Below are 26,611 nucleotides of genomic sequence, written 5' to 3' on the forward strand. Positions count from 1 at the left end.
TTGGCTATGCGCCAAATGTTAACATGAAAAAAATTCGAGAATTGACCGTAGATGAGACGTTTCAACTGTTTTTGCTGATTAAAAATGCGGATGTTCGTATCGCAAAAAATGGCAAAAAGTTTATCGCGTTTACTTTTCAAGATACTTCTGGAACAATCGACGGAAAGTTTTGGGATGCTTCTGAGGAAGAAATCAATCGCTTCGAGGCTGGTAAGGTCGTTTTATTAGATGGAAAGCGAGAAGTTTATCAAGGAAATCCCCAAGTCAAGATTTTGCATCTGCGTCTGGCAAAACCAGAAGAACCTCATGACCCGAGCCAGTACATGGAAAGAGCCCCTATGAAAAAAGAAGACATGGAAGAGGAAATTAATCAGACATTGTTTGAAATCACCAATCCTCATTGGAATCGTATCGTTCGTTTTTTGCTGAATAAATACAAGAAAGAATTTTTTGATTTTCCAGCAGCTAAACGGAATCACCATGCCTTTGCTAGTGGATTGGCTTACCATACAACGACCATGTTGCGAATCGGAAAATCTTTGGTCAAAGAGTATCCGGAAATCAATGCACCGCTTTTGTATGCAGGAATTATCCTGCATGATTTAGGAAAAGTGATTGAATTGACGGGACCAATGACCACAGAGTATACATTAGCTGGAAATCTGGTTGGACATTTAGTGCTAGTAGATGAAGAAATCACCCAAGCGTGTATTGCTCTGAAATTTGATGATAAACAAGAAGATATCGTTGTGCTGCGGCACATGGTTTTGGCTCATCATGGATTGTTGGAATATGGCTCACCAGTTCGCCCAAGAATTATGGAGGCGGAGATCCTGCATCAAATCGATAACATCGATGCTTCTATGCAAATGATGTTGTCATCTATTCGCTTAACGGAACCAGGAGAATACACTGAGCGGATTTTTGGGATGGATAATCGTAGTTTTTATGTGCCGAAAGATGTATAAATAAAAAAAAGATTGGCTTTTGCCAATCTTTTTTTTCTGTTATTTTTCAGAGGAATCTGTAGCAGATGAACTAGTTGTTTCAGTTGATTCTTTTGTAGAATCAGTTGCATTCTCTTTGTTATCTGATGCATCTGTAGCAGAAGAATCAGTTGAATCTTTTGTTTCTGCTGCAGAAACATAGTCAGAAAGAATATCAGCTAGATCTTCATCTTTCATTTTCACATTAGCAGCTTTCAATTCTTTACCAATCGTTTTTGCCACGAATGTAGAATCGTTCAATAGCGTGTTTTGTGCGATTTCTGTGATTTGATCTTTGTATTTATCCATGTCGTTGCCTTTGTCTTGGTTTTTGACCATTTTGACAATGTAATAGCTTGTTGTATAAGTAGAAGCATCCGTAGCAGAAATGACCTCTGAAATTTCACCATCTTTTAATGCAAAGGCAGCTGTTTGTACTTCAGCTGGCACAGTTGTTGAGGTTGAGTCGAATTTGACTGTACCGCCATCTTCTGCAGTCGCTGTGTCTGTTGATTTTTCTTTTGCTAATTTACTAAAGTCAGCACCATCTTTTTGAGCTTCTTTTAATACATCTTTCGCATCATCTTCACTAGTCAATTTGATCAATTGTGCTTCAACTTCTGGATGGAAAGAATCCCAAGCTGCTTTCAGCTCATCATCACCAATATCCATGTTCGCTTTTAGCCCTTCTTGTAATGCTAATTGCTGTCTGATTTGTTCACGATAGCTTTTTTTAGTAAGCCCAGAAGCTTCCAATGCAGACTCAAATTTATCGCTGTCGCCATATTGTTTCGCAGTTTGATCGTATTGCTTGTCGATCATTTTCTCTGTAACATCATCCCCATATTTTTGATCGAAGACTTTTAAGACGATCAATTGGCGGATAAGACTTTGGTTATTCTGATCTGTTTTTGCTTGTTCGTAAAAATCTTCAACCGTGATTTTACCGCCTTTCATGGTTGCAATCTCATTACTTGAACTTCCGGAACAAGCAGCTAATGTCAAAACGCTCAGTGCGCTGACTGCTGCTAAAATCAATTTTTTCTTCATTCGTTTAAGCACTCCTATTTTCTAAATATTTCAAAGAATCACAGCTAATACTATACCACACTCTTTTTTTAATTGGGAAGAAAACAAATGATGTTTCAAACAAAATTCATATATTCTCCAATATTTGCTACTTATTTTCTTCTTGGGGAACTGATTTGGCTTGTATCGTCGTGACATGTTGGTTCAAACGATCCACGTGGGTCTTTATCCGCTCGATTCTTGGCTGTGCTTGGAATTTGAATGATTCAAAATCTTTTGTGAAAGACTCTTTGACAACAGGAATCGTTTCGTCAACCGTTTTACGCGTCAATGTGACAGCATTTTTTAAGTTTTTGACACTTTCATTAAACTCAAGAGTCGCTTCCGTGGTCTCATCGACATAACGAATCATTTGTTCACGGGTTTCTTTACCGCTTTTTGGTGCAAATAGCAGCCCGCCTAAGCCGCCGGCTAGAGAGCCGAATAACAAACCTTTGATAAAGTTAGCGATCATTTAGTCCACCAGCTTTCCGATTTTTTCAGCGATCTCTGTTAGCTGTTCCTGTGAGTAATCCTCTGCATGATTACCGAAATGCATCGAGAAATCATCTTTTTCATCGTAACGAGGAATCAAATGAATATGGGAATGAAAAACAGATTGATAAGCCAATTCTTTATTGTTATTGATTATGTTGAGTCCATTGATCTCAGGAAAGGCTTTTTCGATTGCCCGAGCGATTTTAGGAACGCGAGCAAAGACCTCTGCAGCAAGGGCTTCATCATACTCAAAAATATCCGTTACGTGGACTTTCGGAATAACTAATGTATGTCCAGGTGTTACTTGGGAAATATCCAAAAAGGCATAGACTTGATCATCCTCATATACTTTGTAACTAGGGATGTCACGATTGTTGATCTTACAAAAAATACAATTTTCCATTTCATAAACCTCCTTGTTCTTCTAGTCCTACTTTACCATATTCTGCTGATTTCGACAGTTTTTGTTCTTGAATTCCTTCAAAAGCAGGCCATCGCTTCTTTTCCATGTAAAGTACGGATGTTTGTGGAGAGAAACGCTTGCATTTGTCCGCTTGCACCAATAGACTTAAAAGCAGAAATAGAAAAGGACGGATACGATGAAACCAATCATTAAAGAAACATTACAGAAAAAAAAGACCAAACGAGAAAAAATCAGCTATCTTGCCTATGCGTATAAGGAGTGGCTGATTGCAGGACTAGCAGTCATTCTAGTAGGAGGTTCGCTGATCTATTCGATGACAAGACCAAAAGAAGTTGTCTATACAGTGGCTGTTGTTTCTGAGACCAGTGAACAGCAGCCCACACAATCTGAATTTGAACAAGCAGCGACGGATTGGGTGAAGCAAAACGTGGCGCCTGATCACGAAATAACAGTTACATTTGTTTCCTATGAAGATCCAGCCGCTGTCCAAGCCTTTACGACCCGTTTAGCTGCCGGAGCAATTCAAGCCGTCATTTTTGATGCGTCCGAAGCAGACAGGTGGGTCGAGCGTTTTGGTAGCAGTGAGCTGCCAAAAGAACCATTGCAAGTAGCTGGACACGAGTATGTTGTTCAAATAACTAATAACGGAAAATAGCAGATTTCAAGAAGTAGATGACTGCTCTTTGACCGCTGCTTCATGGTATAATAGTCGATATTGGAGGAACGAAAATGACATTACAAGTAGAAAATGTAACAGGCGGTTATACACAGCTACCTGTTCTAAAAAATATTGATTTTTCGATCGCGGATGGTGAACTTGTGGGGTTGATCGGTTTGAATGGTGCTGGTAAAAGTACCACGATTAAAGAAATCATTGGTCTGCTACAACCTCACACTGGAAAAATCACTATCAACGGACTATCGCTGAAAGAAGATCCGCAAGCGTATCGCAAGCAGATCGGCTACATTCCTGAAACGCCTTCGCTTTATGAAGAATTGACTTTAAAAGAGCATATCGAAGTAACGGCAATGGCCTATGACATCCCCAAAGATGTCGCACTGCAACGGGCGGAGCGGTTATTAAAAACATTTCGCTTGGAAAATAAGTTGGACTGGTTTCCAGCAAATTTTTCTAAGGGAATGAAACAAAAAGTCATGGTTTTGTGTGCTTTTCTAATTGAACCAAGTTTGTACATCATCGATGAGCCTTTTTTGGGCTTAGATCCATTGGCAATCAATGCATTGCTTGAATTGATGAATGAGATGAAACAAACCGGGGCATCGATTTTAATGTCGACCCATATCTTGGCTACAGCTGAGAAATATTGTGATAAGTTTATCCTGCTTCACAATGGCGAGATTCGAGCCCAAGGAACGCTGTCGCAATTACAAAGCCAATTTGGGGCTGAAGGAGCTTCCCTCGATGAGTTGTACTTAGCATTGACAAAGGAGAGTCAGCTATGAAGGGGTTCTTCTCACAACGCTTGCAACGACACCAGAAACAGATGAGTCGCTATTTGCGTTATGTTTTCAATGATCATTTTGCGATCCTCAGCACATTTCTAATGGGTGGATTGGGTCTATATTATTCGAATTTGTTAAAAACGCTCCCTCGGCCGTTCCCTCAAGGGGGGATCGTATTGCTATTGATCTGGTTGGCACTTTTGTCAGTCGGCAAGTTGGCAACATTGGTGAAACCAGCAGATTTGATTTTTCTTTTAGCTAAAGAAAAGCAGATGGCGGACTATCTTGCTCAAGCACTGCGCTATTCGATGTGGCTGCCTTTTGGGGTCTCCTTTTTAGTCGTTGGTGCGACGATGCCTTTAGTCGTAGTAGTTACTGAACAAACGTTTGCGAGCTTTTTCTTTTATTTAGGGACGATTTGGTTGTTAAAAGTTACGGATCTCTGGTTACAGCGTTTGTCTCTTTATCAAGGACAAGAACAGCGTAACAACCAGCGTGTTCTGTGGGTGATTGCTGCATTAAGCAGCCTTTTAGCTAGTCTGTATGTTGCACCTTGGGTTGGATTGCTCTTAGCTGTTCTACAAGCTGCTTGGTTCAACCTTCAGTGTCGTCCGACAGGTCTTCTATTAGATTGGGATCGCATGATCCACATGGAAGAAACGAGACTTCATCGCATTTATCGGTTTATCAACTTATTCACAGATGTACCTCAAATCACAGCAGCAGCCAAACGCCGCAAGTATTTAGATGGTCTGTTGAATAGGATTCCTTTTGGACAGGAACAGACTTATCGCTATCTATATGCTCGCCGCTTTTTGCGAGGGGAACAATATAGCGGGCTTTTTTTCCGTTTGACACTGATTGGCGTATTAGTGCTTTTCTTTGTTCAAGAATGGTGGCTTAGTCTAGGGTTAGGATGTATGTTTCTTTATTTGATCGGTTTTCAGCTACTGCCGATGTATAATGAGTTTCAGTACATGATTTTGACTCATTTATATCCAATCGAGGAAGGGCAAAAACAGACAGCCATTAATTGGCTATTGCTTAGATTATTAGGCGGAGCTGCTTTCATTTTTGGTGTAGTCGGCTTGTTCCGAGCGGCAATTCTTTGGCAAGGAGTGCTAGTGCTGTTGGGCTTTTTGTTATTTACAGGACTCTTTTTGGTTTTCTATGTACCTGCCCGCTTGAAAAAAATGCAAAGTCAATAAAGATGGCTGGACGTTACTCGAAAAAACCGAACGCATATGCGCTTGACGTTGACTCTTTAGGAAGCTAGAATAAGAGATACTGTGAAATAAGGAGAGAAGCTAGGATGGATATTCGCTTGGATCAAGATTGGCGCCTGAGACCAATCAAAGGCGACACCGGCAAAGCCTACATTGGCTTGAAGGACAATGATAAAGTCTTTATCAAACGAAATACGACCCCGATGCTTGCGGCACTCTCCAAAGAGGGGATTACTCCTAAACTTGTGTGGACCAAGCGTACCGGCAATGGCGATACGTTGTCTGCTCAAGAGTGGCTAGATGGTCGTGTATTGGACCCCGAAGAGATCGGTCAAAGAAATGATGTGATCGATGTATTGTATCATTTGCACCATTCCAAAACATTAGCGAAGATGCTGAGCAAAATCGGTGGTCAAGTGATGACACCAGAAAAAATGTTAGTTGAATATGAAGAAAACTTACCTAAAGCGGTTGTTCAAAATCGCTTTATTGCTATTGTTTATCGTTATTTAAGAGAGAATATTCCAGAATTTCAGGAACAAAAGGCCTCCGTCGTTCATGGGGATGTCAATTACCGTAATTGGCTTGTTTGCCAAAACTATCTGTATTTGGTTGATTGGGATTCGATCATGTTTGCGGATCCCGCAATGGATATCGGTACGATCTTAGGGCATTATGTTCCATTATCCAGCTGGCCGCATTGGCTAGTGCGTTACGGGATTCATGGCAGCAGTGAAGTGATCGAGAAAATTTATTGGTATGCTTTATTAAGTATGCTTCAGGAAGTAAAGAAGTACTACCAACGCGGGGATTATAAAGCAATGAATGCAGAGATTCTGCAATTAAAAAGAATTTATAGTGAATGAGAAGATGGAGCGAAGCAACAAGTTCCATCTTGTTTTTTCGGAAAGGAAACAACATGAGAGTAAGAAAACGTGCGGGAGCAGAAGAATTAGTCCAAGCGCATCCCGAATTTGTAGTAGCTGAACCGACAGCGTGGAGAGGCCGTTGGAAGGAACGATTTGGCAATGATCACCCATTGCATATTGAAATCGGTATGGGAAAAGGCCGTTTCATTACCGAAATGGCTAAAGCACATCCGGAAATTAATTATATTGGCATCGAAATGCAAATCAGTGTGGTTTCCATTGCACTGGATAAACTGATCGAACAAGATATCCCTAATGTGCAACTGCTGCACGTTGACGGTTCCGCATTGACGAATTATTTTGCGGATCATGAAGTCGATCAAATCTATTTGAATTTTTCAGATCCTTGGCCAAAAAAGAAGCATGAGAAACGCCGACTAACATCCAAAGCTTTTTTGGCAGTCGATGAACAAATTTTACGTCCGAATGGTGAAATTCATTTCAAAACGGACAATCAAGGCTTATTTGAATATTCACTCGCCAGCTTTTCACAATATGGTATGGTTTTAAAACAAGTATGGTTGGATCTTCATCAAAGTGACTATGAAGGAAATATCATGACCGAGTATGAAGAGAAGTTTTCCAGCCGCGGTCAAAGAATCTACCGGGTAGAAGCCCAATTTGTGGCACCAGAAGATACGACCAAAAGTTAAATAAGCGAGTCCTAGCGTTCAGACTGTAGCACAAGGCAGAAAATGTCTTTGTTCTACAGTTTTTTTGTATAGAAAAGTAAAAGCTGCGTATCTCTTTTTAGGAGGGTGACAATGGACATTTGTACATTTTCAGATGAGTTGGTGGAGTATGCGAAGGTGCAGAAAATGCAAGATCTATCCATACTGCCAACAGTCGAAGGGATGACTCTGATTTTCAGCAAAAGTTACTATCGGCAAATGTATCGCAAAGTTACTACAGAAGACGCGCAACAATTGATCACTCGATTCAAATTTCTGGGCGGTATGGAAGTAGGAGAAAAACGAAGAGCGCAATTAGGGGCTATCAGCTATCCTTTGGCAGATGGAGAGCAGCGTATCCGGGTTTCGACTGTTGGGGATTTCCAAGGTCAAGAAAGTTTAGTTCTACGTTTTTTGCACCCTTTAGGTAAGTTCCATCGATTCTTTATGAATGAACAATATGAAACGATCGCAGATGCATGCCGCTATCGAGGGCTCTATCTCTTTTCTGGTCCTACTGGATCGGGGAAATCCACACTGATGTATCGCTTAGCTTCAGCTGCAGCAGGTCAGGTGATCACGATCGAAGACCCGGTTGAGATCGTTGAGCCTCGTTTTTTACAGTTGCAGACCAATCCAATGATCGGCCAGGATTATGATGAGCTGATTCGTTTGTCGTTGCGGCATCGACCTGAGCTATTGCTGATTGGTGAGATCCGCAACAAAGAAACGGCCAAGGCTGCGATCCGTGCGGCACTGACAGGACATCGGGTTTTTGCGACGATCCATGCACGGGGATTAACGGAAACAATTGCGCGATTGCAAGAGCTGACAGAGGAAGCAGCTGTGATCGACCAATGCCTCCAAGGAATCATTTATCAGCGCTTACTGCCAGATCTTCACGGAGTCCCTCACGCATTGATGGCCTACACCTTTTATGAACCCCACAAATCCTCAATGACTTGGGATCAAGCACTAACAAGGATCAGAGAAAAGGAGCAGATCACCCATGAGGTTTTTGACAAGGAAAAGTAAACGGCTTTCCCGCAAACAGACCCACGCCTTATTAGCCACATTTACGGTTTTATTAGAGAGTGGTTTCTCATTACAAGAGAGTTTGCTTGTTCTACTTCGCAGTGGCCAATTTGATCCGAATACAGTAAAAGATATTGATCAGCGACTGAAACAAGGTCAACGACTCAGACAGGCCTTTTCTTTGCTGCATTTATCTGAAGCCGAACAAAATCAGCTGGACTTGGCAGAGACCCATGGCAATCTGGTGGATACGTTGCAGCGAATGGTCGCTTACCAGATCCTTTTGGAAAAACAAAATCAGACATTACAAAAAGTGTTGGCGTATCCCCTTCTATTGCTGGTATTTGTCTTTACCGCTCTCTTTGCCATGCGTCGGTTTCTATTGCCTCAACTTCTGGCCTCCGGTATGATCGATGCGAATCATTGGGGCATTCTCTTTATTACGGCAGCACCATGGATCGGTGCGGTCATTGTAGGCGGATTGGGAGGTTTCGTTCTTGTTGTAAGAGGAATCTTTGCCAAGCAGACAGCGTTGAAGCGAGCCGCTTTTTTGAGTCGATTGCCTTTTTTGGGAGACTTGTATCGCTGCTATCAAACTAGTTATTTTGCATTAGAGTGGGGGAAATTGTTTCAGCAAGGCTTGGAAATTCGTCAGATCATTATGTGCATGCAACAAACAAGTACAGCAACATTAGTACAAGAACTAGCTGTTCAATTAGAGCTGTGCTTGGCAAGTGGCGGATTGTTGCCGGACAAATTAAAGGACTATGCATTTTTGACGCCAGAGTTTTCATTGATTGTGTTCCAGGGCGAAATGCGTGGGAAATTAGGAGAAGAATTGTTTGTTTATAGTCAGCTTTTGACAGATCGGCTTTTCCAACAAATCGAGAAGAAAATCCAGTGGATTCAACCAGTCATTTTTTTATTAGTGGCCCTTCTGATCGTGGGTGTTTATGCTGCAATGTTTTTGCCGATTTACGGCAATATTCAAGGAGTGATCGAATGAGAAAATTGAAGCATCAAGGGTTCACATTGGTGGAGATGCTGATTGTACTGTTAGTGATCAGTATTTTGATTTTATTGTTTGTACCAAACTTATCCGCACAACGTACAGTGATAGATGAGAAAGGAAATGCGGCAATCGTCAAAGTCGTAGAAACCCAGATTGAGTTGTTCCAGCTTAATGAGAATCGAACACCTACTCGACAAGAATTACTAGCTGGAAATTACGTAACGGAGGAGCAGTATGCGATTTATCTTGTCCATCGGAACGAATAGCAGTTTTTTTACTTGGCGGGGATTTACAATGGTGGAGAGTTTGATTGTCCTCTTAGTCGTTTCGATTTTCATCTTTCTTCCGCTAATAGCTATCGACCGTTACCAAGCATATTTTGAAGTGTGGGGGTTTTGTGCTCGTTTGGAAAAAGGATTGGCAGTAGCACAACAAACAGCGATTATTGATGCTCGCGAAACGAAAGTCGCTTATTCTGATTCACCAGTTCCTACGATATATTTTCATTCGACGATCACAGGTGAAATCAAAATGGAGCCACTTGAAGTACCCTCGCAGCTCGCAGTACGTGTTTTTCCTGTACTTACATTCACCAGTCAATCTGGCAATTATACGCGGATGGAAACATTACGGTTTGAATGGATGGACCAAGAAAAAAAGATTACCTACAAATTTCTTTTTGGAAGTGGACGATATGATAAGATCATCGAATAAAGGATATATCATGCTAGAAAGTATCATTGGCTTTGGTTTGCTGACGACGAGTGTCTTCCTTTTTCTGACTGTCCAGACCCATATTTTGCAGCAAAGTGCACAGTTACAGGCCAAGGTGGCTGCTATTCGGGTATTGTATGAAGAAGTCCAATGCCAAGCATTTGAACAGGAAGTCGTTTATTCGACACAACGTACAGAGTCGTATCAGTTGTCTTTCGGTTTCAAGCGTGACCGAAGCTATGGACGGATTGTAAGAGGCCCTCTTATCATGGAGATCAACTATGAAGAGTAAGGGTTTTACTTTGTTGGAATGTTTGCTGTCTTTAATGATCTTAGGACTCAGTGTGTTGTTGATCAACGGAATCATTCGCCAGATGCCTCAAGTTAATCAACAGCTTTTTGCTCGCAAAGACCAAGAATGGCAGATATTTTTGATTCAGTTAGAAAGGGAGCTTCAAACGTGTACGTATGTTTCAGTGAGTCCGTATACACTTTTTTTAAAAAGCAGCAAAGAAAATGTAGTCACGATCGATCGAATCAATGGGAAAGTCCGTAAAAGAGACAATAATGGCTACCATCCGTTATTGACGGAAGTATCATTGATTTACTTTGAAAAAAAGGCATCCTCGATCCAGTTTACAGTGACTTTCGAGAATGGAGAGGTGAGAATTGGTCAATGGCAGATTCCTGCATAAGGGCGGTATCTTTTTGTCAGCAATGATGCTGATTCATTTGCTGAGCCTTATGTTGCTAACGGTTTTAGAAAATACTCGGACAACTACTGATTTCTATATTAAGACTCTTCACATGTATGAGGCACGAATCATGAAAGAACTTTTTTTGGCGGATTATCAGCGGTTAACCTATGCCGAGCAAGGCAGTGTCAACTACAATGTAGGGAGGGTCATTTACGAACAAAAAGAAGAGCTGTTGTTGATTCAATGTGTCGTCAATCAGCGCACTTTCCGTTTTACCGAAATTTTGTCAGGTGATTTAGAAAAAATAGCAACAGATCTTGAGTAACTATAATACAGAAAAAGGCACAGACATACTGTGTCTTTTTTCTGTATAAAAGAGTTGAAAAGTATGTTTGTCTCTTCACAAATTATTCTGAAAGATAGCGATTGATTATTTTGGCTGAATCAGCTAAAATTAAACAGGTATGTATGTTGTTATAGTTTTGAAAAGAGGTGCAAGATGTCCCCAGAAAAAATGGAAGAGTCTTTTCATTTATCGCTAGAAGCGATTCAAGTGCTCCAAAACGCATTAGAAACATCTTATTTGGATGCATATATCGAGACGATCGAGAATTTTATTGATCAGTATCGCGTACGGGTGATCGACGGAGTACCTAGTGAAGCGGATGCTCAACGGTTGGAAGCGATTTATAAAAAATTAGAGCAGATACCCTTAACAGCAGAAGAACGGCGTAAACTTGCTCAACTACTTCTGTTAAAGGGCGGACAAACCGAACATCTGCAGCCTAATCATCAGCTGACACCAGATAGTATCGGTTTTTTGTTTGTGTATTTGATCGAGCAATTGACACCAGCGAAGCAACAAACCAAGATTCTGGACCTTTCGGTTGGAATGGGGAATCTTGTCTTAACGCTCTTGCTCAATTTGCAGTTAGCGCAAAGAGATGTGCAAGCAACAGGTGTTGACATTGATGAAACATTACTGAGTGTTGCTGCAGCTACAAGCGAATGGACTCAAGCCCCGCTGCATTTGTTTCATCAAGACGGGTTGCAAGAATTGTTAATCGACCCAATGGACATTGCTGTCAGTGATTTGCCAGTCGGCTATTATCCACAAGATGAAAAAGCAGCATCGTTTCTTACTTCAGCTCCCGAAGGCGAAGGACATAGCTTTGCCCACCATTTATTGATGGAACAAGCAATGAACTATGTGAAAGAAGATGGCTATGGACTATTCTTAGCTCCGGCTAATTTCATGGAAACTGAACAAAGCGATTATTTGAAGAAATGGCTCAATGAAAAAGTTTATCTGCAAGGAATCATTCAATTGCCAGACGAGCTTTTCAAAAATGAGCGATCAAGAAAAAGTATTGTGCTGATTCAAAATCATGGTGCAACGAGCAAGCAAGCACCAGTGTTACTTGCTAAACTCGCATCTCTCAAGGAACCAAAAAACATCAAGAAATTTTTCGAACAATTTGAAGCTTGGAAAGCATCAAATTTGTAATATAAATCGGATAAGGAGAAAATTATGTCTAAAACAATTGCAATCAATGCTGGAAGTTCAAGTCTAAAATGGCAGTTATATCAAATGCCAGAAGAAACGGTGGTCGCTAAAGGGATCGTTGAACGTATCGGATTAAAAGATTCGATTTTTACCATCAAATATGGGGAAGATCAAAAATTCGAACAAATCATCGACATCAATGATCATGAAGTCGCAGTAAAAATGCTTTTGGATCAATTGATCGAATTGAACATCTTAGGTTCATATGATGAAATCACTGGTGTTGGTCACCGTGTCGTTCATGGAGGAGAAGACTTCCCGGATTCTGTTGTGATCACAGATGAAGTGATGGAACGCATTGAAGCATTGGCAGAGTTTGCACCATTGCATAATCCAGCCAACTTGATGGGGATCACTGCTTTCAAGAAGATCTTACCAGATATTATTAGTGTTGCTGTTTTCGATACTTCTTTCCACGCAACCATGCCAAAACACAACTACTTGTACAGTCTGCCATTGGCTTACTACAACGACTATAAAGTTCGTAAATATGGTTTCCATGGTACAAGCCACCGTTACGTGTCAGAACGTGCGGCTGAAATGTTAGGCAAACCGATTGAAGATTTGAAAATCATTACTTGTCATTTAGGAAATGGCGCATCGATCACTGCAGTTGATGGTGGAAAATCTGTTGATACATCAATGGGCTTCACACCACTTGCAGGAGTGACGATGGGTACTCGTTCTGGTGATATCGACCCAGCTGTATTGCCTTATTTAATGGAAAAATTAGACCTATCAATCGATGAAATGATCGATGTTTTAAACAAAAAATCTGGTTTGTTAGGACTTTCCGGTATTTCTAGCGATATGCGGGATCTTGAAGCTAATTATGACAAAGAAGAAGTAAAAGTTGCGTATGATGTCTTTACTGACCGCATTCGTAAATATATCGGTGGCTATGTAACAACAATGAACGGTGTTGATGCAATCGTCTTTACTGCTGGTATCGGTGAGAACGATGCCCATGTCCGCAGTGAGGTTATCAAAGGAATGACTTGGTTTGGTTGTGAACTTGATGAAGAACAAAATGCCAAACGCGGTGAAGAGTTAGTCATTTCTACAGAAGATTCTAAAGTGAAAGTCTTGTTGATTCCAACAGATGAAGAATTAATGATTGCTCGCGACGTGGAACGTTTGCGCGGTTAATTGTCGGAGATCAATTGGAACAAATGAGTTTCATTATTTGATTAAAAAAAGTGTTAAGCCTCGGCTTAACACTTTTTTGTTTTGAACAGCTGTACACCTTGGATACCTGGATACCAATGAATAATGCTTGAAAGTTGCAAATTTAGTTAGCGCTATTCTTATTTTTCTTTATATTTTCAGAAAATCCAACGGTGGAACTCAAAACTTATCTAGCCATTTTCTCATAGCTTTTTTGACTTTGGTTCCATTTCGTTGTCAGAGGTTGCTTGGTTTACCAGCAATCCGTCCGCAAAGGCGGCCACGTCTTCGCCAGTTACTTGAAGAACACTTTTTTCTTGTTGCGCACTGTCTTCAAACAAATCCAACAGATCAACGAGTGGTTGGAAATCGCTGGCAAGATTTACTGGATCAACTTTCATAAAGTACTTTTGGATTTCTTTATAGACGATTCGATAATCATTCGGCAACTGATTTGCCCGTTTTTGCAGAGCACGCCATTCTTTTTTACCTTCTAATGCTTCTTTTATTCCCATCTTCATCCCTCACTTTAGTTTTTTGGTCACTTGATTCAAGTGTTCTCGCAATTTGTCTCGCTCATTTTTGGCACCAGCTGCTTCAGCGATTTCTGAGATGAAGGTAGTCATATTTTCACCGATCACGCTATTGATTGGCAGTTTTTCTGCGGCACTTTCTTCAAAAAGACCGACGATCCCTTCCAAGATAGGGTACAGATTTCTTCCAGAAAAATCACTGTAGTTCCAGATCTTTTGATTGAGTTCGCGCCACGCATCTTGGTAGCCAACGGGTAACTTATCAATACGAAGTTGAAATTCTTTTTGTTGCTTATTCATGTCGTTACCTGTTATTTTGTCATAAAAGTTCATGGTGGGCCTCCTAATTAATAAATAGTTGTTTGTAGCGTTTCATTGACAGAAAAGAGAAAAAACTTAGTAATAGGGCTAGCCATAAAAGGGTCAAGAGGCTACTTTGGGAACCAAAAGAGAATGTACCAGCAAGCAAATTCTTTGTCGTTTCGATAATGGGCGTCATTGGCTGGTTCTCAGCAAATAGGCGTACAGGTTTTGCCATTCCAGCGACCGGCACAAAGGCTGGACTGATAAAAAGCAGGAAGATCAAAATATACGAAAAGGCTCCTGCTCCAGCATAATCTTTTGCTGTTAACGAGAAGGGGATAGCTAGCACAGTGAGACTAACGGCAAAAAGTACGATCAAAAGGGTGAAAAGCAGGAAGTCACCAATCGTTGCTTGTGGTCGATAACCCAATACTAGTCCGATCAGCAGTACAGAAAGTACAGAAATAAGCATAAAAATTGTTGAGGCGACAATGTGCGATCCTAGAATCACCCAACGTTTCATTGGCATAGATAATAATCGCGTCAGGAATCCTTTTGTTTTATCATTGTTGATCCTCAAAGCAATGTAAGCCGATCCCATTGTCATAGACATCAGCAAAAATCCTGGCATAACGTAGCTAAGATAATCTGAAGGCTCTCCTGCAGTGCCCCCGACTAAAATATTGCCACCAATGACATAAACGAAAAAAAGTAAGATGAAAATAGGCATAACGATACTTGTAATGATCGTATCGACACTTGTTAAATTTTGTCTAACGATGCGGTTCGTTAATGTGAAAAGTTGCTTGATTGTCTTCATTTTTTAGTCCTCCTTTCCAGTAGCATCCAAGAATATTTCTTCCAAACTAAGTTCAATCGGAGCAGTTGTTAGAATGTCAATATCATTTTGCAAGAGTTTCATCATCGACTCTTTTAAATCATTTCTAGCAAGAATAATGGTGTCATTTTCAACCATATAGTGAATCGCAGATTCGTTTAGAAGAGAAGTCGCTTGATCGATCACTTTTTTTGGAACGATGACTTTGTGCAGATCTCTTGCTTGCTTTTTCAATTCTTGTGGTGTGCCAATCAATGAAATCTTCCCATCGTTGATAAAAGCGATTCGATCAGCTAAACGGTCTGCTTCATCAAGGTATTGAGTTGTCAGAAAGATCGTCTTTCCTTCTGCTTTAAGTTGAAGGATTAGTTGCCAAATCTCTAATCTGTTTTTTGGATCCACACCAGTAGTTGGCTCATCAAGAAACAAAATTTCTTTGTCAGGGAGCAGAGAGACTGCAATATCTAGTCGTCGCTTCATTCCTCCAGAATAGGTAGCGACTTTTTTATAGAGAAAATCTGCTAAATGAAGTCGTTCTGATAAGGTATCTATTTTCCTGCGCAGATGAGGGATGTCCAACAGCGTGCCAATTAATTTCAAATTTTCAAAACCGGTAAATTCATCATCTAGTGTGATCGATTGACTATTCAAGCTGATGACATCCCGCACTTGATCGGAGTCATTTCGTAGGTCTAACCCTAAAATTGTTGCATTGCCGGATGTAGGGCTAGCGAGTGTAGTTAGAATATTGATCAGTGTTGACTTTCCAGCACCATTTTCTCCAAGTAAAGTAAAGATTTCGCCTCTTTTGATTTCAAGAGTAATTCCTTTTAATACGTCAAGATCACCATAGGTTTTTGTAAGATGCTCCACAGTGATGGCTTTCATAGTTATCCCTCATTCCTGATTGAAAAGTGTCTCGTGCTTGATTTTATCTAGCTGATCTACAAGAAACGTCCATTTACTCCAGAAATCTTGGAGGTAAATTTCCCCATTTGCGTTCAAACGATAAAACTTCCTTGCCGGTCCAAGGTCAGATTTCCTTTTTTCAACAGTTACCAATTCTTTTTTTTCTAAACGGAGTAAGACCGTATAGACGGTGCCTTCGACGATATCTTGAAACCCTAATTCGATCAGTGTATTCGTGATTTCATAGCCATAAGTCTCTTTGCTGTTATGGATGACTTGAAGCACGACACCTTCTAGCACACCTTTTAGTAATTCAGTCATTCCTTTCACATCGCTCATCCTCTCAAAAAACCATTTGTCTCAATACCTAGTATTACTCAGTACTGCTACATAATAATACTTAGTAGATGGACTGTCAACTACTAAGTATTATTAAGCAAAGATGCAAAAAAAGTAACACCTTGAAAAAAGCTTCCCGCTTAGTGGCGAATGGTACTCAGGAGACTGGATCCTGTTAAACTGAGCTTTATTGTGGGCTGCTCTGCAACTTCTTCGTTCGAATCTAAGTTTGCAGCTAATCATCGAAGACAGTGATTAGCTGTTGCTCGCCGTTGTTATCACTCTTAAGAACAAGTTCAACAAGATGGCTCTGATTTGATGAATTGTGTTCAGTAAAGAGAAATAGGACTTCGGTACCGATCATGGTGTGAATCATTGACATGAAATGTTAGACATCAATTGAGAAGGGAGCAAAAAAAATCGAGATTTATTGGGCTCTGTTATGAAACTAAGGATTGTTTCGTTAGGGAATGCCGCTGATACATAGGCGCCCAATGCACTTGATTTGACTGAGACAGTAAGCAAGCCTAGACTAAAAGAGGAAAGCTCACAATTGCTGCTCTTTATGCCCAGTCGGTGGAAATGTTCTGCCAGATGTTGAGAGAGGCTGTGTCCTGCTAAATAACAAAGAACATTGAATAAAAAATCGTCTGATTCAGCATATAAGTGTATGAATAAACATTAATGTGATGAATCAGGTTATTTTTATTAACAAATTCTTGAATCTAGAATAAAAAAACGGTAAAAATAATTTTAATCGATAAAAAATGTTATTTAATTAACGTACAATTTTTTAGGTTGTTAGATCAGTGATTTCCTAGTATCTAGTAAAAAACTCTCATTTTCGACTCAGCATATCGCCATTTTACAAAACATAATCTAAGCAAAATAACCTTGTAAAGGAAGCCAAACGGGAATAAACTGGCATTTGTGAATTTTCAGAAAAATTTCTAAATTTGTTTTTTATAAGGAGCCAGTAAGTATGGAAAAAGAAAAGACTTTCCTAGGACAGCCGCGAGGGTTGTCGACACTATTTTTCACTGAGATGTGGGAACGATTCAGCTACTATGGCATGCGGGCCATCTTAGTTTACTTTATGTATGATGCTGTAACAAATGGTGGTTTAGGCCTACCTAAATCAACGGCTGTAGCGATCATGTCAATCTACGGTTCACTCGTTTATATGTCTAGTATCGTTGGCGGATGGATCTCTGACCGCTTATTAGGATCGAACAAATCCGTTTTTTATGGCGGGATCCTTATTATGTTTGGACATATTGTTCTGGCAGCGCCTCTTGGTATTGCTGCACTATTTGTTTCTATGATGTTGATCGTTATTGGAACAGGTTTGTTGAAGTCCAATGTGTCAGGGATGGTCGGCCACTTATATTCGAAAGAAGATGTGCGCCGAGATGCAGGATTTTCAATCTTTTATATGGGGATCAATATTGGTGGACTTTTAGCACCGATCATTGTGGGTATTTTAGGACAAAACGTCAATTACCATTTAGGTTTTTCAATAGCAGCTATCGGAATGTTCATTGGTTTGGTGCAATATTATGTTCAAGGGAAGACAACGTTGAAAGATGTTGCAACGACACCAACTAATCCATTATCTGCGCAAGAGAAAAAAATCTTTTTCCGTAACGTTATCATCGTACTAGTGCTTGTAGCAGTGGTTTTCGGCGGTGCAGCTGCGATGGGCTATCTGACCGTTGATTTCTTTATCAATTGCATCAGTATCTTAGGAATATTTTTGCCGATCTACTACTTTACTAAAATGTTGCGTTCTCGTGATGTGACACCGGATGAAAAGAAAAAAGTTTTAGCGTATATTCCTTTGTTCTTATCTGCAATCGTTTTTTGGTCCCTAGAAGAACAAGGGTCATCAATATTGGCACTTTTTGCGGCCGATCGGACACAAGATACGTTGTTTGGGATCACGATTCCGGCGAGTCTGTATCAAACACTAAATCCATTGTTTGTCGTGTTGTTGACACCGGTATTTGTTTGGTTGTGGACGAAACTTGGCAATAAACAACCTAGAACGGAAGTGAAATTTGCAATTGGTTTGATTTTAGCAGGTTTGTCTTTTGTCTTGTTGATGTTCCCAAGTATGCTGTTCGGAGTCAATCAACGGGTAAGCCCATTGTGGCTAGTCTTTAGTTTCTTTATCATGATTGCTGGCGAAATGTGTCTGTCACCAGTTGGATTGTCTGTAACGACCAAATTAGCACCAAAAGCCTTCGAAGCCCAAACTCTTGCTATTTGGCTATTAGCAGATGCTTCTTCGCAAGCGATCAATGCTCAGATTGCTCGTTTCTATACACCGCAAACAGAAGGGGCTTATTATGGCATTGTCGGTGGTGTTGCAGTAGTCGTAGGGATTATTCTTTACATGGCAAGAAAACCGATTCGTAAGCTGATTGGGAATATTCACTAATCAACGGACTTGATCTTGAAAAAGATCAAGTCTTTTTTTGCACTTTTAGTCAAGTTATGAGAAAATAAATGGGAACATAAGTTCTGTAGGAGGGGTTAAATGCACACGCGACGCTATAAAACAATTCTTTCACCAAACAATACAATGAATCTCTATCGAGGGTGTACACATGACTGTATTTATTGTGATAGTCGCAGCAGCTGCTATCAGATGGCGCATCGGTTTGAGGATATCGAGATCAAAGAAGCAGCAATAACGATTTTGGACCAGCAATTAAAGAAGCGCCGACAGCCTTGCATGATCGTTACCGGTGCTATGTCAGATCCTTACGTTCATGCAGAACAGCGTTTGAGACAAACGAGGCAAGCACTGGAAGTAATCAAAAAGAACGGTTTTGGTGTCGCGCTTTTGACCAAATCAACGCGTGTGTTGGAAGATTTGGATTTGCTGATAGAAATCAACCAGCAAACGAAAACAGTTGTTCAAATGACTCTAACGACTTATGATGAAGCACTATGTAAAAAATTAGAACGACAAGTCGCTACCACTTATCATCGTTTTTTGGCGCTTAAGACGTTTCAAGCAGCAGGGATTCCTACTGTTGTTTGGTTATCACCTATTCTTCCTTTTATCAATGACAGCGAGGAGAATCTGTTGGGGGTTTTGGACTACTGTCGCCAAGCGGGAGTGAAAGGCATCATCTGTTTTGGATTTGGGGTGACGATGCGGGAAGGAAATCGCGCATACTTTTATCAGCAACTAGACCGTGATTTTCCTGGTATGAAGGAAAAGTATCAGCAAACTTTTGGCGATCGGTATGTTTGCGACAGTCCGAATCAGCAAAAGCTAATGGCTATTTTTTGTGCATTCTGCCAAACCTATCAAATTCTTTATCGACCAGAAGAAGTCTTTGCCTATATCCATCGTTTTGAAGACCAGCAGTTGACACTCTTTTAATTCGCGTCTTTTAAACAAATGAAATAGCCGCAGGGACTGAGAGTGTTCCAGTGTACGAACAACACCTCGTCACCCTGTCACGAGGTCTGCCAGTTCTCTTATCCTGCGGCTATTTTTATTTGATTTTTCTGATATACGATTCCTTATGGTGAAAAAAACGAACGTGATCTTCTTAAAGAGCCTGCCAGTCGATGGGCTGCCGCATGACCTGCTGGTCGCGGATCAACAGCATGTCTTGGAAAGTTTGTTTTAGAAAATAGCGGTCATGGCTCACAGCAATTAACGTACCACCAAAGCGCTGAATCAATTCTTCAATTTCTTCACGAGCATAGATATCCAAATGATTGGTAGGCTCATCTAATAGCAGGACGTTGATTTTTTTATGAAAAAGTTTCAGCAGATAAAGGCGAATCTTCTCACCGCCAGAAAGATCCTGAATGCGTTTTGAGACATCATCCTGATAAAAACCGATTTGTGCCAGTTGTTGTCGTGCAGATTGTTCATTGCCTATGAACTGATAGGCAAAGGATAGGACCCGCATAGCGGGATTAGAAAATGAGAGCTTTTGAGGCAGATACCCGATCTGCAGATTACTGCCGGATTTGATCGTTCCCGCGTCAAGCGCCAAAGTACCTAACAAAAGCTGAATCAGGGTCGTCTTACCGGTGCCGTTTTCACCAATGATCGCTAAGCGATCACCACGGTAAATCGAGAAACTACTGTCTTCAAAGAGTAGCCGATCAGCCATGACTTTACCGATATTTCGGGCGATAAAGACTTCTCTGCCTGTTCGATCACTTTGATTGACTGTGCGTATCCTTTTTTTAGGAGGCAGCGGGGGCTTGACGAGAGTGATCTTCGCTAAACGCTTTTCAATTTCTTTGGCTTTACGGAAAAAGTCCTCATTGTCCCCTTCATTCCCCCATTGGCGATAACGGCGAATCATCGCTTTAAGCCGCTGGCATTCTTTTTGCTTCAGCTCATAGTTCTTAGTCAGTTCTGCGATTCGAGCTTGTTTCAATGACCGATATTGGCTATAGTTTCCCGGATAAGAAATCAATTGACCATCTTCGATCTCACAGATCCTAGTCGTCACTTTGTCCAGAAAAGCGCGGTCATGAGAGATGACGATATATGCTTTTTTCGTATTGATAAGATAGTTTTCCAGCCAATGAAGACTAGCTAAATCAAGATGATTCGTGGGCTCATCCAGTAAAAGCAAGTCATGCTCTGTCAACAGCAATCTTGCTAGTTCTACTTTGACTCGCTCCCCACCACTTAACGCCTGCAAAGAAGTTTCTTGCAACTGCGCTATTCCCAATCCTCTTAAGCTAGCAAGAATCCGGTCTTCTAACAGATAGCCACCGAGTTCTTCAAATTGTAGCTGTAATTGACCATAGCGGTCCAATAATTTCGATAAGTCAGCGTCAGGATCGCTCATCTGTTGTTCACAACGTCGCATCTTGCGACTTATCTCTTGCAGTCGGGGGGAAGAGGTTTGTAAATACGTCAGCACCGTTTCTGAAGAGGGCGAAAATTCTTGTGCCAAATGACCAATAGAAAGACTTTTACGTCGGCTGATCGTTCCAGTATCGTTTTTCTCGGTCCCGAGTAATAAATCTAATAATGTTGTCTTACCAGAGCCATTGATGCCGATTAAACCAATCTTTTCACCGGGATCAATTTGGAAAGTTAATTGTTCAAATAGCGGGGTACCGCCAAAATTTTTACTGATTTTATTTGCTTGAATTAGCATGATCTCATTCCTTGAGACCACTCAAAAAGGCCATGGAAATCCATGGCCTGTGTTATTTTTATCTGATGTTGTTCGAGATAAACACCTTGAGATGGCCATTGATTTTACGAATATTCAACTGTTTTAGACAGACTCGTCCCTAAAACGGTTTTTGTAAAACCAATTGCATGGCTAAATGCGATATGGTAACGCTGATAGTTGACGTTACATGTTATTTTAGTCATGCGCATCATGGTGTTTCCTCCTTTTGCTTATTTGCCAATAGTGTACCGCAAGTGACCTTACTTTGCAATTAGTCAGTTAGTTTTTTCTTGACTGGAACAATTTCAGAAAGGTTACTTGCCTTCGGTTGCCCAATCACTAATGGAACGGTCTCATGGACCACGTCACTGTAAGTGAGTCCAAACCAACGTTCCGGAGAAATAGTATGCCGTTTGATAAAGAGTTTGGTTAACATTACTTGCCGCTCCCATCGGGTTAATGAGGTGACATTCGACAACTCTTCTTCGATCAGAACAAACTGGAAGTCGCCAACTTGACGTCCCGGGGTCAATGAGTATTTTTGCGGCTGTTTTGGTAAGCGACCATCCTTCATCAATTCTTGAATGATTTGTCGGATGTAGACATTGACTTCTTGAGAAACCCGAAAACCTAAGTAGAGTTTCAATTTTACGATGAAATCTGTCTCAGCCATCGAGACTTCGTACTGTTTTGTATAAGGTTCATCTGTGACTTCCACATTCACAAACCAATAAACTTTGGCGCGTTTCGGCCGTTTATCAAGGATCGAATAAATAAACTGACGGCCAATCGTATTTCCTTGCAGTTTAGGAACTAAAAAGACGACATTGGTCTGAGAAAATGGCAATGTCTCATCATTCCGCAATTCCTGTAGTTGGGGAATGTATTCGGTCAAGTCAACTTCTTCGGCAGCTTGTTCTTGAATGTGGTTGCCCCATTCCCAAATGAGCATGATGGCGATAATCAAAGCGGCCATCAAAACCGCAACGAACCCACCGTGGAAAAATTTTGCGGCACTCGAGATGAAGAAGATGCCTTCGATAGCTGCAAAAAATAAGGTAATAAATGGAGCGATAAATCGCGCTTTTTTGAATTGACGCAAAAAGAAATATAACAAGACTGTGGTCATCAGCATAGTTACTGTAATCGCTAAACCATAAGCGGCCTCCATTCGCGTGGATGTCCGGAATAAGAGAACGACACCGGAACAAGCGATCCACAGCATCAGGTTAAGCGCGGGGATATACATTTGTCCGATGGAAGAACCAGGATACATGATCTGCATCCGCGGCAACAAACGCAACTTGATTGCTTCCGAAACTAACGTGAAAGATCCGGAAAGTAAAGCTTGGGAGGCAATGATTGCAGCCAACGCAGAAAAGCCGACGCCAAAAACGGTCCAACCTTGAGGCAAAGCCTGGAAAAAAGGGTTTAGGTTTTCAATCTGTTGATAGGCAGGATCTTGATAAACCTTTAATAACCAAGCAGCTTGACCTAAGTAATTAAGCATCAAACAGATTTTGATGTAAGGCCAGCTGGCATAAATATTCTTTTTGCCCACATGTCCTAAATCGGAATATAGTGCTTCAGCACCAGTGGTTGCCAGAAAGATATTCCCGAGAATGAACAAACCTGAGGTGTTATCAGGGCTAAACAGCAGCCCGATGGCATAACGCGGATCCAACGCACGAATGACAGACAGATCACCGGAAAAGTTGATCAAACCGACGATCCCCAAAAAAGTAAACCAACCAAGCATGATCGGTCCAAATGCTTTCCCAACGAATTCTGTCCCAAAGCGTTGCAGGCTAAAAAGAACGAAAAGGATCGTTAATGTAATCCAAACAATAATGGATTGATCATTCCCAAAATGATCATAAAACATCGGAATGCCCCGCAACCCTTCAATGGCTGTCGTGACAGTGACGGCAGGAGTTAGTACACCATCTGCCAATAACGCAGCGCCACCAATGATTGCCGGAATGATCAAGTAGCGGCTTTGCTTACGAACAAGTGTGTATAAGGAAAAAATTCCGCCCTCACCGTGATTATCCGCGTTCAAAGCGATTAAGACGTACTTAATCGTGGTAAGCAGAGTCAGAGTCCAAAAAACGAGGGAGACACTTCCCAATACAAAGTCCGGGGAGAGTGTTTTCAACCCGCCGTTGTCTTCAACGATTGCTTTCATCACATAGAGTGGGCTGGTCCCGATATCTCCATAGACCACACCCATGGCGACCAAAAGGCCTCCCGCGGTTAATTTTTTCATTTTACTCATAGATTTTCCCTCCAAATTGAACTGCAAAAAGACCCAAGAGGCCCTTTGCCACTTAGGTCTTGCAAGAAACATCATAGACCAGCGGATTCCCGCTTGCTGTTGATCTATGATCATGGAAAAACCCATGTGCTACTCCCCTAAATTGCTATAATTATCTTTGTTTTGCTGATTCCTGTCAACTTTTTTCATTTAAAATGTAAATAAACATTTTAAATTTTCTGTTTATTCACGTAAAATTACGTTAAGTCTTATTTCTAAGGGGGATAGTAAATGATTGAATTGAAACATGTAAGTAAAACGTACGGAACAAAAAAAGCATTGAAGGACCTTTCATTGACGATTCAGCAAGGTGAGATCTTTGGTTTTTTAGGACATAATGGTGCGGGAAAATCAACGACCATCAAGAGTCTAGTTAGTATTTTACAGCCGACGAGTGGCGAAATCGTTTTTGATGGCAAAGCATTAGCCCAATACCGAGAAGAAATAAAAAAACAGATTGCTTATGTCCCGGATTCACCGGACATGTTTTTGCAGTTGACCGCCGGAGAATATTGGGATTTGATCGCAGCTGCTTATGAAGTACCGGAAACCCAAAAAAAGGTACGCTTAAATGAACTGGGCCAGTTATTTGATATGACGACGCATGCAGAAGAAACGCTAGCCAGTTTTTCCCATGGTATGCGGCAAAAAACCATTCTAATTGGAGCATTACTGCCGGATCCGGATATTTGGATCTTAGATGAGCCTTTGCAGGGATTAGACCCGCAGGCAGCGTTTGATCTAAAAGAAATGATGAAAGCACATGCTGCGAAAGGCAAAACGGTTATTTTCTCGACGCATGTCTTGGATACTGCCCAACAGCTTTGTGATCAGTTAGCTATTTTGAAAAAAGGCGAATTGCTTTATAACGGTTCTGTCGATGAATTGCTTGCACAAAATCCAGATCTTTCTTTGGAAGCGATCTATTTAAAAATGACAGGTAGAGGCGCGGAAGAGCCATCGTTGACAGAAAATGGAGGCGAGTTCAGATGAACAAGCGACAGTTATTGACGTTGACAAGCGTCAATCTTCGGTACGCCAATCCGCAAGTCACAGACAAAGCCCGTAAAAAAGGAAAAAGCGGGACACAATTGACTCGTTATTTGATCCAACAATATGTATTATCAGGTTTCGTTTTTTTAGTGATTTACGGCCTAACAATGATCGCACTGGATTTCAGCCGTTTGCCAGGTTTTTTCACTTATTATGTTGCTCTTTTTGGCGTTCTAGGATTTTCTCAAGGAATCTCGTCCATTTTTAATGTCTTCTTTGAGAGTCAAGACTTGCCTGCATATTTGCCATTGCCTTTCCGGCAATCAGAAATTTTCACCGCCAAGATTCTTGTTGTCTTTTTAACAGTGGCACCATTTGTTTTTCCGTTATTTGTCTTATTTCTTTTAACGGGAATGCGTTCACAGGTCTTTATTCTGCTCACGCTTTTGTTAGCGATTGTGCTCTTTTTATTATTTCTCGTGATTGTTTTTAGTATTTGTAGTTTGATCGTTTTTGGATTGGCTCGAACAAAATTGTTTCGTGAACATAAAAAAATGATGACCAGCTTGTTGTTGGGAATTTCTATGATCGTAGTAGTGGTAGGGATCTTGATGATGAATCAAACCAGTTCCTACGATACACAGATCATGGATCGCGGGGCCATTGCCTTTTTACTGCCATTTTTCTATATCATGCACAGTCCCTTTGCAGTTGCAGGAATCGGGAGCTTTGCTATTGTTCTAGTGGTTTGTTTGTTGCTGCTAGGAGCGATTCGGTTCTTTATTTTACCGAAGTTTTATGATCAGGTGGCGATGGCTGTGCCCGACCATGGAAGCGTGCGACGGAAGCAGAAATCCGGGCAAGGATTGTCGCAGATGTTATTCAGTTATAATTCCCAGCTGGTTCGTGATCCCAACTTGATTATGCAAGTATTGTCCACTTCACTGATGACACCGATCATTTTTATTGTGACATTTGCATTGAGCGGTACGTTTGATCTAGGACAAATGGGTGCTCGTTTTTGCGGAGTGTTCTTTTTGGCAGGTATCGCATTAGCTGTGATGATGGTCAATCCAACCTCTTTTATCAGTACCTTGATTTCATTGGATCAGCAAAATTTTCTGTTTGTTCGTTCATTGCCGTTGTCTATGAAAAAATATTTACAAGCAAAATTCCGATTTGGCCTAATGCTTCAAATGGTTTTGACTGGCGGGATTGCCTTATTGGCGATTTTGCTCTTTAAGATGCCGATCCTATTGGCAACGACTTTCTTTCTAGGTACGTTACTTGGTTGTTACTTGCTATGCTTAAAATATTTTGCTCGTGATTATCGCTTGCTTTTGCTTGATTGGACCAATGTCAGTCAATTGTTTACCCGGGGTGCCGGAAGTGTGGGAATGATCGTCGGCATGATGGTGGCACTTCTCCTTAGTATTCTGTTACTCGTCGGTTACGGTTTTGCAGCAACGATGATTCCATTTTGGCTCTTGAATGGTCCAGTCTTGCTGGTTCTGTTGATTGGTAGCGTGCTATGGCACAACTACTATCAAAGAAAATTTTGGCAGTTGATTCACTGAGTCTAGTCGCCATCAATAGCGCATTGAAAAAGAAATAGATTTAATCAGAAAATTCAGAAAAAAGACTTTACAAGTATTCAGAAACATGATTAGATAATAAATAACCTATTACTTTGCTTTCATTTTTTGCTGGCAAGCTTGCTCCACAGGCTTGTTGCAAGAGACT

30 protein-coding genes are annotated in these 26,611 nt (G+C 41.0%); 19 read left to right on the forward strand and 11 right to left on the reverse strand.

Annotated elements, in window-relative coordinates:
• Positions 1-23: 23 nt before the first annotated feature.
• Entirely contained in the window at positions 24-968 is a 945-nt protein-coding gene (locus FE005_RS05665) for a 3'-5' exoribonuclease YhaM family protein (protein WP_138371438.1), read from the forward strand.
• A gap of 39 nt (positions 969-1,007) precedes the next feature.
• Here the strand turns inward: FE005_RS05665 and FE005_RS05670 are convergent, their stop codons facing one another.
• The 3 genes from FE005_RS05670 to FE005_RS05680 form a co-directional block, all read right to left on the reverse strand.
• Complete coding sequence (locus tag FE005_RS05670; RefSeq protein WP_003128425.1) at positions 1,008-2,036, reverse strand: peptidylprolyl isomerase; 1,029 nt, start codon at positions 2,034-2,036, stop codon at positions 1,008-1,010.
• 127 nt (positions 2,037-2,163) lie between these two features.
• Entirely contained in the window at positions 2,164-2,529 is a 366-nt protein-coding gene (locus FE005_RS05675; RefSeq protein ID WP_138371439.1) for a YtxH domain-containing protein, read from the reverse strand.
• Positions 2,530-2,955 (reverse strand): HIT family protein, encoded by a 426-nt coding sequence (locus FE005_RS05680; RefSeq protein WP_005472896.1) that lies wholly within the window; start codon positions 2,953-2,955, stop codon positions 2,530-2,532. It abuts the gene before it with no gap.
• A 196-nt stretch (positions 2,956-3,151) separates the two neighbouring features.
• Between FE005_RS05680 and FE005_RS05685 the strand changes: the two genes are divergently transcribed.
• The 14 genes from FE005_RS05685 (at position 3,152) to FE005_RS05750 (ending at position 13,441) form a co-directional block, all read left to right on the forward strand.
• A complete protein-coding gene (locus FE005_RS05685; protein ID WP_138371440.1) occupies positions 3,152-3,631 on the forward strand; it encodes a hypothetical protein in 480 nt (159 codons plus the stop codon).
• Positions 3,632-3,705: 74 nt separating this feature from the next.
• Positions 3,706-4,440: an ABC transporter ATP-binding protein gene (locus FE005_RS05690; protein ID WP_003128430.1), complete on the forward strand. Its 735-nt coding sequence runs from the start codon at positions 3,706-3,708 to the stop codon at positions 4,438-4,440.
• Complete coding sequence (locus FE005_RS05695) at positions 4,437-5,648, forward strand: ABC transporter permease (protein WP_138371441.1); 1,212 nt, start codon at positions 4,437-4,439, stop codon at positions 5,646-5,648. The genes FE005_RS05690 and FE005_RS05695 overlap by 4 nt, the downstream gene beginning before the upstream one ends.
• 104 nt (positions 5,649-5,752) lie before the next feature.
• Positions 5,753-6,532 (forward strand): phosphotransferase family protein, encoded by a 780-nt coding sequence (locus FE005_RS05700; protein ID WP_003128432.1) that lies wholly within the window; start codon positions 5,753-5,755, stop codon positions 6,530-6,532.
• Positions 6,533-6,585: 53 nt separating this feature from the next.
• The gene (trmB, locus tag FE005_RS05705) at positions 6,586-7,248 is read left to right on the forward strand and encodes a tRNA (guanosine(46)-N7)-methyltransferase TrmB (RefSeq protein WP_138371442.1); all 663 of its coding nucleotides are present in this window, start codon (positions 6,586-6,588) and stop codon (positions 7,246-7,248) included.
• Between the two features lie 111 nt (positions 7,249-7,359).
• A complete protein-coding gene (comGA, locus tag FE005_RS05710; RefSeq protein ID WP_005472888.1) occupies positions 7,360-8,301 on the forward strand; it encodes a competence type IV pilus ATPase ComGA in 942 nt (313 codons plus the stop codon).
• Positions 8,276-9,307 carry a competence type IV pilus assembly protein ComGB gene (gene comGB / locus FE005_RS05715; protein WP_113850255.1) on the forward strand — a complete coding sequence of 344 codons (1,032 nt, stop codon included), beginning with the start codon at positions 8,276-8,278 and terminating at the stop codon, positions 9,305-9,307. Before comGA ends, comGB begins: the two co-directional genes overlap by 26 nt.
• A complete protein-coding gene (gene comGC, locus FE005_RS05720; RefSeq protein ID WP_138371443.1) occupies positions 9,304-9,579 on the forward strand; it encodes a competence type IV pilus major pilin ComGC in 276 nt (91 codons plus the stop codon). Before comGB ends, comGC begins: the two co-directional genes overlap by 4 nt.
• A complete protein-coding gene (gene comGD, locus FE005_RS05725) occupies positions 9,548-10,027 on the forward strand; it encodes a competence type IV pilus minor pilin ComGD (RefSeq protein WP_138371444.1) in 480 nt (159 codons plus the stop codon). Before comGC ends, comGD begins: the two co-directional genes overlap by 32 nt.
• Positions 10,028-10,037: 10 nt before the next feature.
• The gene (locus FE005_RS05730; protein ID WP_103300412.1) at positions 10,038-10,319 is read left to right on the forward strand and encodes a hypothetical protein; all 282 of its coding nucleotides are present in this window, start codon (positions 10,038-10,040) and stop codon (positions 10,317-10,319) included.
• Complete coding sequence (comGF, locus tag FE005_RS05735; RefSeq protein WP_003128440.1) at positions 10,309-10,722, forward strand: competence type IV pilus minor pilin ComGF; 414 nt, start codon at positions 10,309-10,311, stop codon at positions 10,720-10,722. The genes FE005_RS05730 and comGF overlap by 11 nt, the downstream gene beginning before the upstream one ends.
• A gap of 49 nt (positions 10,723-10,771) precedes the next feature.
• Positions 10,772-11,050, forward strand: coding sequence for a competence type IV pilus minor pilin ComGG (comGG, locus tag FE005_RS16985; protein WP_050801522.1), 279 nt, complete (start codon positions 10,772-10,774; stop codon positions 11,048-11,050).
• A gap of 174 nt (positions 11,051-11,224) precedes the next feature.
• The gene (locus tag FE005_RS05745) at positions 11,225-12,232 is read left to right on the forward strand and encodes a class I SAM-dependent methyltransferase (protein ID WP_003128442.1); all 1,008 of its coding nucleotides are present in this window, start codon (positions 11,225-11,227) and stop codon (positions 12,230-12,232) included.
• A 24-nt stretch (positions 12,233-12,256) separates the two neighbouring features.
• The gene (locus FE005_RS05750) at positions 12,257-13,441 is read left to right on the forward strand and encodes an acetate/propionate family kinase (RefSeq protein ID WP_003128443.1); all 1,185 of its coding nucleotides are present in this window, start codon (positions 12,257-12,259) and stop codon (positions 13,439-13,441) included.
• A gap of 221 nt (positions 13,442-13,662) precedes the next feature.
• Here FE005_RS05750 and FE005_RS05755 read toward each other — a convergent pair whose 3' ends face one another.
• The 5 genes from FE005_RS05755 to FE005_RS05775 are packed head-to-tail and all read right to left on the reverse strand — an operon-like array spanning position 13,663 to position 16,372.
• Positions 13,663-13,974, reverse strand: a complete 312-nt coding sequence (locus FE005_RS05755; RefSeq protein WP_081131434.1) for a DUF1048 domain-containing protein — start codon at positions 13,972-13,974, stop codon at positions 13,663-13,665.
• 9 nt (positions 13,975-13,983) lie between these two features.
• A complete protein-coding gene (locus tag FE005_RS05760; protein ID WP_081131433.1) occupies positions 13,984-14,325 on the reverse strand; it encodes a DUF1048 domain-containing protein in 342 nt (113 codons plus the stop codon).
• Positions 14,326-14,335: 10 nt separating this feature from the next.
• Complete coding sequence (locus FE005_RS05765) at positions 14,336-15,115, reverse strand: ABC transporter permease (RefSeq protein WP_138371445.1); 780 nt, start codon at positions 15,113-15,115, stop codon at positions 14,336-14,338.
• A 3-nt stretch (positions 15,116-15,118) separates the two neighbouring features.
• Entirely contained in the window at positions 15,119-16,021 is a 903-nt protein-coding gene (locus FE005_RS05770) for an ABC transporter ATP-binding protein (protein WP_138371446.1), read from the reverse strand.
• A 9-nt stretch (positions 16,022-16,030) separates the two neighbouring features.
• Entirely contained in the window at positions 16,031-16,372 is a 342-nt protein-coding gene (locus FE005_RS05775) for a PadR family transcriptional regulator (RefSeq protein ID WP_005472869.1), read from the reverse strand.
• A gap of 991 nt (positions 16,373-17,363) precedes the next feature.
• Between FE005_RS05775 and FE005_RS05780 the strand changes: the two genes are divergently transcribed.
• Positions 17,364-18,824, forward strand: coding sequence for a peptide MFS transporter (locus FE005_RS05780; protein ID WP_003128449.1), 1,461 nt, complete (start codon positions 17,364-17,366; stop codon positions 18,822-18,824).
• Between the two features lie 99 nt (positions 18,825-18,923).
• Entirely contained in the window at positions 18,924-19,781 is an 858-nt protein-coding gene (locus tag FE005_RS05785) for a radical SAM protein (protein ID WP_138371447.1), read from the forward strand.
• A 172-nt stretch (positions 19,782-19,953) separates the two neighbouring features.
• Here the strand turns inward: FE005_RS05785 and abc-f are convergent, their stop codons facing one another.
• The 3 genes from abc-f to FE005_RS05795 all read right to left on the reverse strand — a co-directional run bounded on the left by abc-f (position 19,954) and on the right by FE005_RS05795 (position 23,836).
• Positions 19,954-21,537, reverse strand: coding sequence for a ribosomal protection-like ABC-F family protein (gene abc-f / locus FE005_RS05790; RefSeq protein ID WP_138371448.1), 1,584 nt, complete (start codon positions 21,535-21,537; stop codon positions 19,954-19,956).
• Between the two features lie 104 nt (positions 21,538-21,641).
• Positions 21,642-21,770, reverse strand: coding sequence for a hypothetical protein (locus FE005_RS17135; protein ID WP_005472862.1), 129 nt, complete (start codon positions 21,768-21,770; stop codon positions 21,642-21,644).
• A 59-nt stretch (positions 21,771-21,829) separates the two neighbouring features.
• Positions 21,830-23,836 (reverse strand): KUP/HAK/KT family potassium transporter, encoded by a 2,007-nt coding sequence (locus tag FE005_RS05795; protein WP_005472860.1) that lies wholly within the window; start codon positions 23,834-23,836, stop codon positions 21,830-21,832.
• Between the two features lie 270 nt (positions 23,837-24,106).
• Here FE005_RS05795 and FE005_RS05800 point away from each other — a divergent pair, with 270 nt between their 5' ends.
• Both FE005_RS05800 and FE005_RS05805 read left to right on the forward strand, forming a co-directional pair.
• On the forward strand, positions 24,107-24,868 hold the full coding sequence (locus tag FE005_RS05800) for an ABC transporter ATP-binding protein (protein ID WP_003128453.1): 762 nt from the start codon (positions 24,107-24,109) through the stop codon (positions 24,866-24,868).
• On the forward strand, positions 24,865-26,445 hold the full coding sequence (locus tag FE005_RS05805) for an ABC transporter (protein WP_138371449.1): 1,581 nt from the start codon (positions 24,865-24,867) through the stop codon (positions 26,443-26,445). Before FE005_RS05800 ends, FE005_RS05805 begins: the two co-directional genes overlap by 4 nt.
• Positions 26,446-26,611 lie beyond the last annotated feature (166 nt).

Origin of the sequence: Enterococcus sp. M190262, from assembly GCF_005843965.1 — a bacterium.
Taxonomy (GTDB): Bacteria; Bacillota; Bacilli; order Lactobacillales; family Enterococcaceae; genus Enterococcus_D; species Enterococcus_D gallinarum.

Bases quoted from the DNA above. Each gene is read 5' to 3' on its own strand.
- FE005_RS05795 (WP_005472860.1), bottom strand. From the start codon at position 23,836: ATGAGTAAAATGAAAAAATTAACCGCGGGAGGCCTTTTGGTCGCCATG.
- FE005_RS05760 (WP_081131433.1), bottom strand. From the start codon at position 14,325: ATGAACTTTTATGACAAAATAACAGGTAACGACATGAATAAGCAACAA.
- FE005_RS05685 (WP_138371440.1), top strand. From the start codon at position 3,152: ATGAAACCAATCATTAAAGAAACATTACAGAAAAAAAAGACCAAACGA.
- FE005_RS05755 (WP_081131434.1), bottom strand. From the start codon at position 13,974: ATGGGAATAAAAGAAGCATTAGAAGGTAAAAAAGAATGGCGTGCTCTG.
- FE005_RS05665 (WP_138371438.1), top strand. From the start codon at position 24: ATGAAAAAAATTCGAGAATTGACCGTAGATGAGACGTTTCAACTGTTT.
- FE005_RS05700 (WP_003128432.1), top strand. From the start codon at position 5,753: ATGGATATTCGCTTGGATCAAGATTGGCGCCTGAGACCAATCAAAGGC.
- comGD (WP_138371444.1), top strand. From the start codon at position 9,548: ATGCGATTTATCTTGTCCATCGGAACGAATAGCAGTTTTTTTACTTGG.
- FE005_RS05675 (WP_138371439.1), bottom strand. From the start codon at position 2,529: ATGATCGCTAACTTTATCAAAGGTTTGTTATTCGGCTCTCTAGCCGGC.
- comGA (WP_005472888.1), top strand. From the start codon at position 7,360: ATGGACATTTGTACATTTTCAGATGAGTTGGTGGAGTATGCGAAGGTG.
- FE005_RS05745 (WP_003128442.1), top strand. From the start codon at position 11,225: ATGTCCCCAGAAAAAATGGAAGAGTCTTTTCATTTATCGCTAGAAGCG.
- FE005_RS05785 (WP_138371447.1), top strand. From the start codon at position 18,924: ATGCACACGCGACGCTATAAAACAATTCTTTCACCAAACAATACAATG.
- FE005_RS05670 (WP_003128425.1), bottom strand. From the start codon at position 2,036: ATGAAGAAAAAATTGATTTTAGCAGCAGTCAGCGCACTGAGCGTTTTG.
- comGB (WP_113850255.1), top strand. From the start codon at position 8,276: ATGAGGTTTTTGACAAGGAAAAGTAAACGGCTTTCCCGCAAACAGACC.
- FE005_RS05805 (WP_138371449.1), top strand. From the start codon at position 24,865: ATGAACAAGCGACAGTTATTGACGTTGACAAGCGTCAATCTTCGGTAC.
- FE005_RS05730 (WP_103300412.1), top strand. From the start codon at position 10,038: ATGCTAGAAAGTATCATTGGCTTTGGTTTGCTGACGACGAGTGTCTTC.
- FE005_RS05770 (WP_138371446.1), bottom strand. From the start codon at position 16,021: ATGAAAGCCATCACTGTGGAGCATCTTACAAAAACCTATGGTGATCTT.
- FE005_RS05690 (WP_003128430.1), top strand. From the start codon at position 3,706: ATGACATTACAAGTAGAAAATGTAACAGGCGGTTATACACAGCTACCT.
- comGG (WP_050801522.1), top strand. From the start codon at position 10,772: ATGTTGCTAACGGTTTTAGAAAATACTCGGACAACTACTGATTTCTAT.
- FE005_RS05680 (WP_005472896.1), bottom strand. From the start codon at position 2,955: ATGGAAAATTGTATTTTTTGTAAGATCAACAATCGTGACATCCCTAGT.
- FE005_RS05765 (WP_138371445.1), bottom strand. From the start codon at position 15,115: ATGAAGACAATCAAGCAACTTTTCACATTAACGAACCGCATCGTTAGA.
- comGF (WP_003128440.1), top strand. From the start codon at position 10,309: ATGAAGAGTAAGGGTTTTACTTTGTTGGAATGTTTGCTGTCTTTAATG.
- FE005_RS17135 (WP_005472862.1), bottom strand. From the start codon at position 21,770: ATGATGCGCATGACTAAAATAACATGTAACGTCAACTATCAGCGTTAC.
- FE005_RS05800 (WP_003128453.1), top strand. From the start codon at position 24,107: ATGATTGAATTGAAACATGTAAGTAAAACGTACGGAACAAAAAAAGCA.
- trmB (WP_138371442.1), top strand. From the start codon at position 6,586: ATGAGAGTAAGAAAACGTGCGGGAGCAGAAGAATTAGTCCAAGCGCAT.
- FE005_RS05780 (WP_003128449.1), top strand. From the start codon at position 17,364: ATGGAAAAAGAAAAGACTTTCCTAGGACAGCCGCGAGGGTTGTCGACA.
- FE005_RS05750 (WP_003128443.1), top strand. From the start codon at position 12,257: ATGTCTAAAACAATTGCAATCAATGCTGGAAGTTCAAGTCTAAAATGG.
- abc-f (WP_138371448.1), bottom strand. From the start codon at position 21,537: ATGCTAATTCAAGCAAATAAAATCAGTAAAAATTTTGGCGGTACCCCG.
- comGC (WP_138371443.1), top strand. From the start codon at position 9,304: ATGAGAAAATTGAAGCATCAAGGGTTCACATTGGTGGAGATGCTGATT.
- FE005_RS05695 (WP_138371441.1), top strand. From the start codon at position 4,437: ATGAAGGGGTTCTTCTCACAACGCTTGCAACGACACCAGAAACAGATG.